This is a genomic window from Mesorhizobium bavaricum (genome assembly GCF_056781655.1).
This window is the reverse complement of sequence record NZ_CM165566.1, coordinates 3601127-3613993: the sequence shown is the minus strand read 5'-3', so window position 1 is coordinate 3613993 and position 12867 is coordinate 3601127. Positions and strand designations below refer to the sequence as shown.

At 64.4% G+C, this 12867-nt stretch carries 11 protein-coding genes; 5 read left to right on the top strand and 6 right to left on the bottom strand.

Annotation, left to right across the window (positions count from 1 at the left end; translation table 11 throughout):
- The first annotated feature begins 180 nt into the window (after positions 1-180).
- A complete protein-coding gene (locus AC1RZR_RS17690; RefSeq protein WP_481825429.1) occupies positions 181-1206 on the top strand; it encodes a LacI family DNA-binding transcriptional regulator in 1026 nt (341 codons plus the stop codon).
- A gap of 31 nt (positions 1207-1237) precedes the next feature.
- Here the strand turns inward: AC1RZR_RS17690 and AC1RZR_RS17685 are convergent, their stop codons facing one another.
- The 4 genes from AC1RZR_RS17685 to AC1RZR_RS17670 all read right to left on the bottom strand — a co-directional run bounded on the left by AC1RZR_RS17685 (position 1238) and on the right by AC1RZR_RS17670 (position 6446).
- Positions 1238-1552, bottom strand: a complete 315-nt coding sequence (locus AC1RZR_RS17685; protein WP_477274623.1) for a ferritin family protein — start codon at positions 1550-1552, stop codon at positions 1238-1240.
- A 54-nt stretch (positions 1553-1606) separates the two neighbouring features.
- On the bottom strand, positions 1607-2362 hold the full coding sequence (locus tag AC1RZR_RS17680; protein WP_481825428.1) for a bestrophin-like domain: 756 nt from the start codon (positions 2360-2362) through the stop codon (positions 1607-1609).
- 106 nt (positions 2363-2468) lie between these two features.
- Positions 2469-4022, bottom strand: a complete 1554-nt coding sequence (locus AC1RZR_RS17675; RefSeq protein ID WP_481825427.1) for a trimethylamine methyltransferase family protein — start codon at positions 4020-4022, stop codon at positions 2469-2471.
- A gap of 12 nt (positions 4023-4034) precedes the next feature.
- Positions 4035-6446, bottom strand: coding sequence for a GcvT family protein (locus tag AC1RZR_RS17670; RefSeq protein WP_481825426.1), 2412 nt, complete (start codon positions 6444-6446; stop codon positions 4035-4037).
- A gap of 312 nt (positions 6447-6758) precedes the next feature.
- Between AC1RZR_RS17670 and AC1RZR_RS17665 the strand changes: the two genes are divergently transcribed.
- Positions 6759-8240, top strand: coding sequence for an esterase-like activity of phytase family protein (locus tag AC1RZR_RS17665; RefSeq protein ID WP_481825425.1), 1482 nt, complete (start codon positions 6759-6761; stop codon positions 8238-8240).
- A gap of 88 nt (positions 8241-8328) precedes the next feature.
- Here AC1RZR_RS17665 and AC1RZR_RS17660 read toward each other — a convergent pair whose 3' ends face one another.
- On the bottom strand, positions 8329-9117 hold the full coding sequence (locus AC1RZR_RS17660; RefSeq protein WP_477274613.1) for a L,D-transpeptidase: 789 nt from the start codon (positions 9115-9117) through the stop codon (positions 8329-8331).
- 135 nt (positions 9118-9252) lie between these two features.
- Here AC1RZR_RS17660 and AC1RZR_RS17655 point away from each other — a divergent pair, with 135 nt between their 5' ends.
- Together AC1RZR_RS17655 and AC1RZR_RS17650 are read left to right on the top strand one after the other, a co-directional pair.
- Entirely contained in the window at positions 9253-10725 is a 1473-nt protein-coding gene (locus AC1RZR_RS17655) for an MATE family efflux transporter (RefSeq protein ID WP_481825424.1), read from the top strand.
- A 70-nt stretch (positions 10726-10795) separates the two neighbouring features.
- Positions 10796-11371 carry a TMEM175 family protein gene (locus AC1RZR_RS17650; protein ID WP_481825423.1) on the top strand — a complete coding sequence of 192 codons (576 nt, stop codon included), beginning with the start codon at positions 10796-10798 and terminating at the stop codon, positions 11369-11371.
- 88 nt (positions 11372-11459) lie between these two features.
- Here the strand turns inward: AC1RZR_RS17650 and AC1RZR_RS17645 are convergent, their stop codons facing one another.
- A complete protein-coding gene (locus AC1RZR_RS17645; protein WP_109668212.1) occupies positions 11460-11741 on the bottom strand; it encodes a hypothetical protein in 282 nt (93 codons plus the stop codon).
- A 237-nt stretch (positions 11742-11978) separates the two neighbouring features.
- Here AC1RZR_RS17645 and AC1RZR_RS17640 point away from each other — a divergent pair, with 237 nt between their 5' ends.
- On the top strand, positions 11979-12845 hold the full coding sequence (locus AC1RZR_RS17640) for an SDR family NAD(P)-dependent oxidoreductase (RefSeq protein ID WP_481825422.1): 867 nt from the start codon (positions 11979-11981) through the stop codon (positions 12843-12845).
- Positions 12846-12867: the final 22 nt, after the last annotated feature.

Below are 12867 nucleotides of genomic sequence, written 5' to 3'. Positions count from 1 at the left end.
CTCGGTCCCTCCAGACCGATCGTCACGGCATTCACGGCATGACCGTAAACGTTTGCCCGTAAACGTTTACGAGAACACACCCGAAGGCGTAGAATGTCAATTGGCCGCTCGCGAAAATCGTCGTTGTCGCTTGGCCTGAGCGGCTACCGGTGCTAGCCAAGCAAGGGGGAGAACAGTCACTTGGCGTCCAGCATTCACGACCTTGCCCGTCACCTGAACATTTCGATCGGCACGGTGTCGCGCGCCCTCAACGGCCGCGCCGACGTCAATGCCGACACGCGCCAGCGCGTGCTCGAGGCCGCCAGGACGCTCAACTATTCGCCCAACCAGTCCGGCCGCAGCTTGCGGCAAGGCGCTACCCATTCGATCGCCTTCATGCTGCAGCCGCATCCGGGCGACCAGCAATATGGCGAGCCGTTCTTCATTCCGTTCCTGATCGGGCTGCAGGCGAAACTCGCCGAGAGCGGGCTCGACCTGATCGTCGTCATGGGCGCGCCTGGCGACTACCAGCAGGAGCGCCTGCGCCGTGTCGTCGAGACGCGCCGCGCCGACGCCGTGGTGCTGGCCTGGACGCGGCGCGAGGACGAGCGCATCGATTATCTTACGCAGGCCGGCTTCCCATTCGCCACGCTCGGTCGCAGCCGCTCCGGGGCCAAGTCCTACCCCTCACTCGATCTCGATTTCGAAAAGGCCGGCACTGAGGCGGTCGACCGCCTTGTGGCGCGCGGCCACCGCCGTATCGCCGCCATCCGCCCGTCGCTCGATCTCAACTTCGGCTACCTGTTCCTCGACGGCTATCGCAAGGAGTTGCGGCGGCACGGCATCGAAGTCGACCCCGAACTGATCGCGTCCGGCTTCATCAACGAGGCCGGCGGCTACGAGGTGACGCCGCAGGTCATGCGTTCCAGGAACCCGCCGACCGCCATCATATTCAACAATGATGCGATGGCGCTTGGCGGCTGCAAAGCGCTGGCCGAGATGGGCATCAAGCCGGGTCAGGACATGGCGGTGACTGTCATCGTCGACACGCCGCTCTGCCGCTATTTCTCGCCGGCGCTGACCGCCTTCCGCCCGGCGCTGGAGCCGATGGGGCAGCGGCTTGCCGAAATGCTGCTGGCCTCAATCCCGGCCTTCGCCGGCCCGGAAGGTCCACGCATCATCCGCGAGGTCTGGCCGCTGGAGTTGGTCGCGCGCGACAGCGATTGATCTGACGGGCGGTCGCCAAAGGCTCGTCGCCTCAATCCGCCTTCTTCTCGCCTCTCTCGCCGGCCTTCACGATGTCGCCCGTGGTGAACAGGATTTCCTTCAGTTCCGCCCGCCAGTCCTTCTTCTGGCGCAGCAGGAATTCGAGATCCATGCCGAAGTGCTTGAACTCCTCGCCCTGCGCGTTCTTCATGATGGCGCGCGCCTGCGGGTCCTTCTCCACCGACATGCGCTGTTCGTACCAGCCGATCGCTTCCGCCTCCTCGATCAGCGAGGTGATCATGCGAGCAAAGGTCCGCACCTTCTGCGACAGTTCTTCAGGCGGTTCGTGATACTGGTCGAAACCCATGTCGTCCTCCGTGGTTCATCCCATGAATGCCTGGGAATGCCGCCCGGTTCCGCATCATCGCTGCAATTCCGCCAACGCCCTTTCCAGCGGCACCGGCGAAATCTGGATCGGGCCGGAGAACGGAACGTCCATGTCAAGGATCAGGTAGATCGCCCCGGCGATCAGCGCGGCCGAAACAACGTAGGTTGCCAGGGTGATGGCATTTTTCGGCGCCCTGAACCCGAAACTGGCGAAGATGAGCACCAGCCATGCAACCAGCATCGCGATCAGCGGCCAGGGGATCGCGCCCTCCGATTGCTCGATCAGAATCCATCGCAATTCCACCACTTTCTGCAGACGCTGACTGGCATCCTGCAACAGAGCGCTATGCGCCGCGTCGTTCGGCACCAGCGCGCTCAGCCGGGTGCCGATCTCCGTCAGCAGATGGTCGGACAGCCGGTTGGCGGCCACCGGCGTCTCACCGGTCGGCGAGGCATTGCCCGCCACCCTCTGCACATAGACGACCAGCGGCTGGCGCACAGCGTCGGTTTCAGCCCCGTACTCGCGCAAGATCCTGTCGAGCAGGATCAGTTCCGTCGCATAGGCGTGCACATTGTGGTCGATTGATTCGAAGGTGTTCTTGGCCGAGTTGATCATCAGCCCGAGCACCAGAGAGGTCATGACGCCGAACAGGTTGGCGGCGAGCCGAACCACATTGTTCGTATCGTCGTCGCGATGTCTGGCCGGCAGCCTGGGCCATATCGCCGTGCTGACCAGCGGCGCCACTGTCAGGCAGAGGAAAATCGCGGCCGCGATGAGAACTTCCTGCATGCCCGCTATTTCTGCACGGGATGCGCCGGTTGCCAATGACCCTGGCACCGATCACATGCGAAAGTTTGCGGCAAGCGCCAGGCGTCTCGCGCGACTCCGCGACCTCTCACGACACCGGCGCTGCTCCGCCCTCTTGCGTGCGCCGGGCGATGAACTCGTCGAGCACGCCGGCGGTGGCGACGGCCGAAGCGGGAGGCACGAAATCGGCAAGCGCCCGTCTCCAGACGCCGATGGCGCGCTCGCTCGCCGTCTTCGAGCCGCTTTGCGTCCAGTTGCCGAAATTCGACCAGTCGGCGACCAGCGGCTCGTAGAAGGCGGTCCGGTAGCGCGCCATGGTATGGCCAGCCGAGAAGAAATGGCCGCCCGGCTGTACCTCGGCGATCGCCTCGTAGCCGATGGAATCGCTGTCGCCAGGCGTCGCGGCGCAGAGTTCCGCGACCGTCTGCAGCGCCTCGACATCGGTGACCAGCTTCTCGAAGGAAACGCTCAGGCCGCCTTCCAGCCAGCCGGCGGCATGGATGCACATGGTCGCCCCGGCCAGCACCGAGCCCCACAGCGCGAACTGCGTCTCATGCGCCGCCTGCGCGTCCGAAATATTGGCCGCGCTGCCGCCGCCGGACCGCCACGGCAGTCCGGTGAACCGCGCGAGTTGGCCGGCGCCCAGCGTCGCCTTGACATGCTCCGGTGTGCCGAAGGCGGGCGCTCCTGACTTCATGTCGACATTGGAGGAGAAGGAGCCGTAGACGACCGGCGCGCCAGGCCGCACGATCTGCGCCAGCGTCAGCCCGGCCAGCGCTTCGGCATGCTGCAGTGTCAGCGCGCCGGCGACCGTGATCGGCGCCATCGCGCCCGCCAGGCAGAAGGGCGTGATGACCGAGACCTGTCCCGCCCTGGCGAAATCGATGATGCCTTGCGCCATCGGGATGTCGAGCTGGCGAGGCGAGTTGGTGTTGATGACGGTGTAGCAATGCGCATTTGCCAGAAACTCATCCTCCGACAGGCCACGCGCCAGCCGCAGCATCTCGAAGCCGTCCTCGACCTGCGGCGTACCGCGCGCGAACACGAACGGAAGCTTGTCGGACAGCGTCAGCTGCGCGCGGTTGACGGCATAGTGGCGGAAGCGGTTGTCGACATCCTGCGGCTCGATGCAGGGTCCGAGCATGTGCAGCACGTCGAAATGCTGCACCAGCCGCATCAAATCCTCGAAATCGGCCAGTGTGCCCGGCCGCCGGCCGCGCTCGAGATCGGTGACATTCGGCGCCCCGCATCCGGCCAGGAAGGTCATCGAGCCGAGCTCGAGAGTCAGATCGCGGGTACGAGAACCGGCATGGACGTGGATCGACTTCGGCGCCGAGGCGAGTGCCGCCGTCATCATGTCGCGGCCAAGGCGCACCATGTCGGTGTCCGGATCGACCAGGGCGCCGGCACGGGCGAACTGCTCACGCGCCTGCGGCAGCAGCACCTTGATGCCGAGCTCTTCCAGCACGCGCAACGCCGTGTCGTGGATCGCGGCGACCTGATCATCCGAAAAGATCGGCTGCGGCAGGAACGGGTTCTTCAGCGAACGGTAATCGGGCCGGCGGCTGGTTTCCGATCCGGCCTCGCCCGTCCGTCCACGCCGGCGCTCGCGCCTGCTGTCACGTGCCGCGTCATCGACCATCAGAAATCCTCCTCATTGCCGCATCGCTTTGCCCAGGGGATCGTAGGGCGAGGCCGCGATGACGCGCGCCGGCCGCTCCGTGCCGACGACATGCACCGACAGCGCGGTGCCCTCCCCTGCGAAATCACGGTCGACGAGCGCCAGCGCCAGGCTTTTGCCGACCGTATAGCCATAGCCGCCCGACGTGACGAAGCCGACGCGCCGGCCGTGATGCCAGACCGGCTCGAAGCCGCTGGCGTCGGCGTCGACGGCATCGACCTCCAGGGTCACCAGGCATTGGCCGCTACCGACCTCTCGCTGTTTCAATGCCGGTTCGCGGCCGGTGAAGTCGCCCTTGCCGAAAGCGATGAAGCGGTCGAGACCGGTCTGACCAGCTGTGTAGCCCTGCGTGAATTCGCGTGACCAGATGCCAAAACTCTTTTCCAGCCGCAGCGCGTTCAGCGCATAGTAGCCAGTCTCGGCAAGGCCGAGATCCTCGCCCACGGCCAGCAGCGTTTCGCGCAGGCTGCCATGCATGGTCATGGGGCAACTGATCTCGAAGCCGAGCTCGCCGGCGATGGAGAGGCGGGCAACCCGCGCCTGCACCATGCCGATGTCGAATGCGCCGCAGGCCATGAACGGCAGCGCCGCAGCCGATATGTCCTGATGAGTCGTGCGCTCCAGGATTTTGCGCGCGTTCGGCCCGGTCAGCAGGAAGCCGCTCATCGTGTCGGAAAGGTCTGTGACCGTGACGCCCTCCGCCACATGGGACTCGAACCAGCGCATGTGGAATTCTCTGAGATAATAGGAGCCCATCAGCCAATAGTCGCCACCGCCCCAGTTGAAGACGGTGAGGTCGCCCTTCAGCCGTCCATCGTAGCCGAGCATCGGCGCCAGCCTCGCTTGTCCCGGCTTTGGCAGCCTGCAGGCAAGCAGGCGGTCAAGCCATGCTTCAGCGCCAGGCCCCGAGACCGCGTAGCGCGCATAGGCCGAGATATCGACCAGACCCGCCGCCCGCCGCACCTGCAGCGCCTCGTCGCCGACGATATCGAAGGCGTTGGAGCGTTTCAGCGCGGTGTTCTCGCGAAATCCCATCGGCGCGAAATAGGCGGGGATTTCCAGCCCCCAGGACGCCGTCCATTCGCACCCCGCCGCCGTCATGCCGTCATAGGCGCCGGGGCGTTTCAAGGGCCGGCCGGCGGGCAGCCGCTCATTGGGAAAGGTCATGACGAAACGGCGCGAATAGAACTGGCGCGTCGTCTGCCTGAGATATTCGCGGTTGGCGGCGAAGGCGCCATAGCGGGCGATGTCCATGCCGAAGATGTCGGCCTGCGGCTCGCCATAAATTATCCACTCGGCCAGCGACTTGCCGACGCCGCCGCCCTGGCTGAAGCCGGCCATGACGCCACACGCAAGCCAGTAATTCTTCAGTCCGCGCACCGGCCCGACGATCGGATTGCCGTCGGGGGTAAAGGTAAAGGCGCCGTTGACCCATTTGCGGATACCGGCCGTCCTCAGGCACGGAAAGCGCTCATAGGCCTTGGACAGTTCCGGGCTGATGCGGTCGATATCTTCGGGGATCAGTTCGATGCCGTAATCCCATGGCGCGCCATCCATGTTCCAGTGCTTCGGGTTCTGCTCGTAGACGCCGAGCAGCACGCCCTTGCGCTCTTGCCTGAGGTAGGAAAAGCCGTCGAGATCGACCGCAAGCCCGAGTTCCTTGTCGAGGGCGGCAACCTCGGGAATGTCCTCGGTGATGAAATAATGGTGCTCCATCGGCGTCACCGGCAAGTCGACGCCTGCCATTCGGCCGAGCTGCTTTGCCCACAGCCCGCCGGCGTTGACGACATGTTCCGCGATGATGGTGCCTTGCTCGGTGACGACGTCCCAGCGCCCGTCGGCACGCGCCTTCAGTTCGACGACCCGATTGCGCAAGATGATATCGGCGCCACGCTTTTTCGCTGCACCGGCATAGGCATGCGTCGTTCCATAAGGGTCGAGATGGCCTTCGTTGGAATCGTAGAGGCCGCCGAGTACGTCGCTGACATCGACGATCGGGCAGATCTCCTTGATCTCTTCCGGTGTCACCAGGCGAGCCGTTTCGATGCCGACCGACTGGAACACGGCCCAGGCCGATTTCAGCCATTCCCAGCGCTGGGGATCGCTGGCCAAGTTGACGCCGCCCGTCATGTGCAGGCCCGCGTTCTGGCCGGATTCGGCCTCGATCTCGCGATAGAGCTTGATGGTGTAGTCCTGCAGCGCCGCGACGTTGGGATCGGCATTGAGTGCGTGGAACCCGGCCGCCGCGTGCCAGGTCGAACCGGCCGTCAGTTCGGCCCGCTCGATCAGCGCCACATCGCTCCAGCCGAACCGTGTCAGATGATAGAGCACCGAGGCTCCGACCACGCCACCCCCGATGACGACTGCGCGGTAGTGCGACTTCAAGGCTTCCCCTCCACGGTTGGTCCGAAGGCTGCACCTTATATCTACTGGACATAAGTGTCTAGTGCGTTGCGAACACACCGCGCTTCGTAGACCTGATGTGTGATGGGGCGATCAATTCTTTCGCGCGGCCACGCGTTTTTATCGGCGTGGGAAGAAGCCGACGGGCGGGCACCGCCCGCTGTCACGCAAGCATCATGTTCGCGCCGTAGACCGCTTTTCGGGGAGGCGCGCGCGGCATCATCGATGCCCCACCTCTTTCAGTCTTTCGTCCATCGGCCGCTCCGGCATGCTTTGTCACAAAGAGGATTGTCCATGAAACACCCGTACCGAACCGCGTCGCTAGGCGTCGCGCTGGCATTGTTCACCGCCTTGACGGCGGCGCTCGCCAACAGCACCGCGACCGTCGGCGGCACCAGCTTCGTCAACAAGGGACTGGTCGGCGTCGGCCGCATCCCGGCCAGCCAGAAGGACAAGTTCGGCGAGACGTTTGGCTCCGGCTCCGGCATGGCGATCGACACCGCCGGCTGGACGCATGGCGCCGACGGCTACAAGGGTTCGCTCTGGCTGCTGCCGGACCGCGGCTACAATGTCGTCGGCACCACCGATTACCGGCCACGCCTCAACACCATCGGCATCGAGTTCGCACCGGTCGCGCCAGGCGCGGCACCCGCTGCCGGCAAGGAGCAGTCCGGCGTCAAGGCAACACTCGCCGACACCATGCTCTTGACCGACGACAAGGGCGCCGACGCCACCGGCCTCGACCCGCTCAACGGTGTGCGCGCAGCAAGCGGCGACATGCCGATCCTGCCCGAGGCCAACGGCAAGCTCGCTCTCGACAACGAGGCGATCGTGCGGCTGCCCGACGGCTCGATGTTCATCTCCGACGAATACGGCCCGAACATCTACCGCTTCTCGGCCGACGGCCATTTGCTGTCGGCGACGCAGCCGCCGGCTGCCCTGGTGCCGATGCGGCACGGCACGCCGAACTTCGCCTCCGACAATCCGGGGCCTGGTGCGGCCGAGCCCGATCCGAAGGATCCCGACACCGGCCGCCAGAACAACCAGGGCCTCGAAGGCATGGCGATGACGCCGGACGGCAAGTTCCTGATCGCCGTGCTGCAGTCGGCGCCCCGGCAGGATGGCGGCGATTCCGGCGCGACGCGCCAGAACACACGCGCGCTGGTTTATGACGCTTCCGACCTCGCCCATCTCAAGCTGGCGCATGAATATGTCGTGCCTCTGCCGGTGTTCAAGGATGCCAAGGGCAAGACCAAGGTGGCGGCGCAAAGCGAGATCGTGGCCCTTTCGGACCTGACATTCCTGATGCTGACCCGCGACAGCGGCAACGGCCAGGGATTGAAGGGCGACACCTCGCTGCTTCGCCAGATCAACATCGTCGATCTCTCCGCCGCGACCGACATCGCCGGTGGCGCCTTCGACGCCGCCGACAAGCCGGTGGCGCCCAAGGGCGTGCTCGACCCATCGGTTACGCCGGCCAAACTGACGCCGTTCATCGACCTAAACGACAAGGGCGAGCTTGGCCGCTTCGGCCTGCACAACGGCGCGCCGAACGACAAGAACAACCTCTCGGAAAAGTGGGAGGCGATGTCGGTGGTCAGCGTGCTCGATCCGAAGCTGCCCGACGACTATTTCCTGTTCGTTGCCAACGACAACGACTTCCTCACCCAGGACGGCTTCCAGGTCGGCGCGCCCTACAAGGCCGAGGACGGCGCCGATGTCGACACCATGTTCCTGGTCTATCAGGTCACGCTTCCCGGGCTCGCCAGGAAGTAATCGCACACACCCTTGCGGACGCACCAACCGCGTCCGCAAGGGTGCATCTCGATTCGGTCTGCGAGCGTTCTACAGATCGTGAAGGGACTTACTTCAATATCTCCGCGTCCCTTGGTACGCCCGCATCGATCGGCTCAGCTGTCCTGTTCGACACGGCAGTGATCTTCGCGGCGGCCGACAGGTTCGCGCGAACGAAGACCGGCGCGACGCTGTTGACGCGGCTGTAGAGGTCGATGATGTCCTGGTTCATGAAGCGCACACAGCCGGATGAAGCGTTCTTCCCGATGGAATCCCACTCCGGCGTGCCGTGCAGCCGGTACATCGTGTCCTTGCCGTCGCGGAAGAGATACAGCGCCCGGGCACCTAGCGGGCTCTGCGGGCCAGGCGGCATGCCGTCCTTGTATTTCGCCAGTTCCGGCCGGCGCTGGATCATTTCCGGCGGCGGCGTCCAGACCGGCCACTTCTTCCTCGCCTGAACAACGGCGCTGCCGGTCCATCCGAAGCCGGCCTTGCCGAGGCTGACGCCATAGCGGATAGCCTTGCCGCCGTCGCGCACCAGATAGAGAAAGTGCTCGGAGACATCGACGACGATCGTGCCGGGTTTTTCCCCCGTCGGGTCGGACACGACCTGGCGCACGAACTTCGGATCGATCTTGGCTACCGGGATTGCCGGCAGTTGATAACCCTCGTCGACGCGCGCCGCATACATGCTTTCGACATCGCCGAAAGCCGGATCGCTTGGCGCCGCTGCCACTGGCGGCGTCACCACCTCCGTCGTGGTGCACGCCGAAAGAGCCACGGAGGCCGCGCCCAGCGCGGATGCACCGAGAAACGCGCGCCGGTTCAGGCGCTCAGACAACAGCGGAATATCGGACATGAACCCCCCGGCTTATCCATAAGTTCTAAAGGAATGCGGTCCCCACGCATCAGGATCAATATCCGATTTCGGAGGCTTTGAGAACATGATTAGATCAAGGCACGGACTCAGACGCCCGTCGCCGAGTTGCCAGCCATGGACGAAAAATTGCCCACGCGCCGGCGTACCGCCGACCTGACTAGCGGGCCGATCCCCCGCACGCTTCTGCTGTTCGCCCTGCCCGTGCTCGGCTCCAACGTATTGCAGTCGCTCAACGGGTCGATCAACGCCGTCTGGGTCGGCCGTTTCCTCGGCGAATCCGCGCTGACGGCCACCTCCAACGCCAACCTCGTCCTGTTCCTCATCCTCGGCACGGTGTTTGGCATCGGCATGGCGGCCACCATCCTGGTGGCCCAGTCGGTCGGCGCCCGCGATCTCGGCGAGGCGCGCCGCATCGTCGGCACCAGCGCCACCTTCTTCTTCCTCGTCTCGGTGGTCTTGGCGGTCTGCGGCTGGATCTGGGTCGACGCCATCCTGGGCACGCTCGGCACCCCGGCTGATGCCTTGCCGCTGGCGCGCTCCTATCTGCGCATCATCTTTGTCGCCGTGCCGATGATGAACCTTCTGTCCTTCGTCATGACCGTGCTGCGCGGTGCCGGCGATTCGCGCACGCCCTTCTTCTTCATGGCGCTTGCCGTCGTACTCGACATCGTGCTCAACCCGCTGCTCATCCGGGGCATCGGGCCGTTCCCGGAGCTCGGCATCGCCGGATCGGCGACCGCGACGCTGATCGGCCAGGCGGTGAGCGTGATCGCCATTCTGATCGTGCTCTATGTGCGCAAGCACCCGCTGCGGCTGGCCGGCGCCAATCTCGCTCTGCTGCGGCCCGACCCCACCTTGCTGCGCTTCGTCGTCTTCAAGGGCGTGCCGATGGGCCTGCAGATGATCGTCGTCTCGGCGGCGGCGCTGACGGTGATGGGCATCGTCAACTCCTACGGTTCGCAGGTCGCCGCCGCCTACGGCATCGCCGCGCAGCTGTGGACCTACATCCAGATGCCGGCCCTCGCCATCGGTGCGGCGGTCTCCGCGATGGCGGCGCAGAATGTCGGCGCCGGCCGCTGGGATCGGATCGGCCGCATCGCCGCCTCCGGCGTCGGCTTCAACCTGGTCCTGACCGGCGCACTGGTTGCGGTGTTGTCCGTTTTCGACCGCTCGGTGTTGAGCCTGTTCCTGAGCAGCGACAGCGCCGCGATCGACATCGCCGTCCACATCAACAGTGTCGCATCGTGGTCGTTTATCCTGTTCGGCATCACCATCGTGCTGTTCGCCACAGTGCGTGCCACCGGCGCCGTGATGCCGCCGCTGATCATCCTGGTGATTTCGGTGCTGGTCGTGCGCACCGGCTTTGCCTATTTCATGCGCGGCGTGATCGGCGAGGAAGCACTGTGGTGGAGTTTTCCGGCCGGCTCGATCACGTCGCTCGTGCTGGCCGCGGCCTACTACCGCTTAGGCCGCTGGCGCACCATGCACATGATCGAGGACAGGCCAGCCGCCGGCGAGCCGCCGGACACCGGCCTCGGCGTGCCGCGCCAGCGCGCGAACATGGCGCCTGAGACGCCGAACGGCTGAGAACAGACCTCCACTTTCCCGATACCGCTCAGCAAATCTAGACTGGCAACCGCGCCGCAAGGAGGCTCCATTGGGCAAAGGCAGGGTCGAGGCGTTCACCGATGGCGTCGTGGCCATCATCATCACCATCATGGTGCTCGAGCTGAAAGTGCCGCATGGCGAGGATGTTTCCGCCCTGTTGCCGTTGTGGCCGATCTTCTTCTGCTACATCCTGTCCTTCATCAACGTCGGCATCTACTGGAACAATTTGCACAACATGTTCCACACCGTGCAGCGCGTTGACGGCCGCGTGCTGTGGGCGAACCTCAATCTGCTGTTCTGGCTGTCGCTGATACCGGCGACGACGGCCTTCATGGGCGAGAACCACTTTGCGCCGGTGCCGGTCGCCGTCTATGGCGCCGATCTCGCGCTATGCGCCATCGCCTACATTATTCTGGCCGCCGCGCTGCATCGACTGCATGGCAACAACACCGCCTTTGCCAGGGCACTGGGCAATGACCGCAAGGGCAAGATCTCTCTAGCCCTCTACATTGCAGCCGTCCTGCTGACCTTCGTCAATCAGTGGATCGGCGTCGCACTTTATGTGCTGGTCGCGATGATCTGGCTCGTGCCGGATACGCGCTTCGCACGGGTGATCGAAAAGTAGCTGTCATCTAGTTTTTGACGCAATTCTCAAGGCAAAGCGCTACGCGCTTTTCCCGGGAAAACCGCGACACACTTTTCCTGGAATTGCTCTATTTGCGCATCGCCTTCAGTTTTTCCGCCACCGAAGCAGCAAGGTCGGCATAGCGCTCCTCCAGCCGTTCCGCCGCCTTGATGATCGAGAAATCATGGCCGAACTTCTCCAGCGCCATGCGCAGCTTTTCGACGAACTCGGCTTGTTTCTCCAGGGCGGAAAAGAGCGTCTTCACCTGCACTTCGCTGATGTCGGGATTGGCCAGCATCTGCGGCACCTCGCGGCCCATCTGGTCGCCGGTAGCGGTCTGTTCCTTCAGAATTGCAACCCAGTCCGTCAATCAGGAAGTCTCCGTTTGCCACGGCAACATGCGCAGCCTCGACCGGGCTGGTCAACCCGAGCCACTGCATGTCGCCCAAAGTGCACGGCGGTTTTCGGACGACGACATGCATGAAAACAAGGCCTTGAGAACCCGCATGTTTCCCTTCAAACCCGATGCGCTTTGGGCGCAGAGAGGCTTGCGCAAGCCTGTTCCAACGCTAAGTTCGGCGCCATCGAAAGAAGGAACCCATCGCCCATGATCCCCGACGCCGAAATCCAGACCGCCCTGCCCGCGCTTGGCCCGGGCAACACCGCCGTCATCACCGGCGCCGCCAGCGGCATTGGTCTTGCGGCCGCCAAGCGGCTTGCATTGATGGGCATGAAGATCGTGCTCGCCGACATCGGCGGCGCGCGTCTCGACGACGCCTCCCGCGCCGTCTCCGCGATTGCCGGCGAGGATGCCATGCTCGCCGTTGCGGCCGACGTTTCGAAGGCGGATGAAATGGACCGTCTCGCCGAAAGGGCGTTCGGCGCCTTCGGCGACGTGTCGCTGCTGATGAACAATGCCGGCGTCGGCAACAACCCTGGAAAGCCGTGGGAAAATCGCGACGCCTGGAAGCGGCTGCTGGACATCAATTTCTGGGGTGTCGTGCATGGCGTCGAAGCCTTCGCGCCGCGCATGCTGGCCTCGGCCAAGCCGGGGCTGATCATCAACACCGGCTCCAAGCAAGGCATCACCACGCCGCCCGGAAACCTTGCCTACAATGTCTCGAAGGCCGGGGTGAAGACCTACACCGAAGGCCTGGCGCATGCGCTGCGCAACGAACCCGGCGCCCATCTCGCTGCCCATCTGCTCATCCCGGGCTTCACCTTTACCGGCCTCACAGAGGGTGCGACGGAAAAACCGGCCGGCGCCTGGACCGGGGAACAGGTCGTTGATTTCATGCTGGAATCCCTGACCAGGGGCGATTTCTACATCCTGTGCCCGGACAATGAAGCGGCGCGGCCGCTGGATGAAAAGCGCATGGCCTGGGCGATCGGCGACATCATCGAGAACCGCCCCGCCCTGTCGCGCTGGCACCCGGACTACAAGGAGCCTTTCGCGGCCTACATGAAGCAATGAGCGTTCTCGGAGACTGATCCTG

What these genes read in the sequence shown, in the direction of transcription:
- AC1RZR_RS17675 (WP_481825427.1), bottom strand. Translation starts at nt 4,022, where the DNA reads ATGGTCGATGACGCGGCACGTGACAGCAGGCGCGAGCGCCGGCGTGGA.
- AC1RZR_RS17665 (WP_481825425.1), top strand. Translation starts at nt 6,759, where the DNA reads ATGAAACACCCGTACCGAACCGCGTCGCTAGGCGTCGCGCTGGCATTG.
- AC1RZR_RS17655 (WP_481825424.1), top strand. Translation starts at nt 9,253, where the DNA reads ATGGACGAAAAATTGCCCACGCGCCGGCGTACCGCCGACCTGACTAGC.
- AC1RZR_RS17660 (WP_477274613.1), bottom strand. Translation starts at nt 9,117, where the DNA reads ATGTCCGATATTCCGCTGTTGTCTGAGCGCCTGAACCGGCGCGCGTTT.
- AC1RZR_RS17685 (WP_477274623.1), bottom strand. Translation starts at nt 1,552, where the DNA reads ATGGGTTTCGACCAGTATCACGAACCGCCTGAAGAACTGTCGCAGAAG.
- AC1RZR_RS17680 (WP_481825428.1), bottom strand. Translation starts at nt 2,362, where the DNA reads ATGCAGGAAGTTCTCATCGCGGCCGCGATTTTCCTCTGCCTGACAGTG.
- AC1RZR_RS17640 (WP_481825422.1), top strand. Translation starts at nt 11,979, where the DNA reads ATGATCCCCGACGCCGAAATCCAGACCGCCCTGCCCGCGCTTGGCCCG.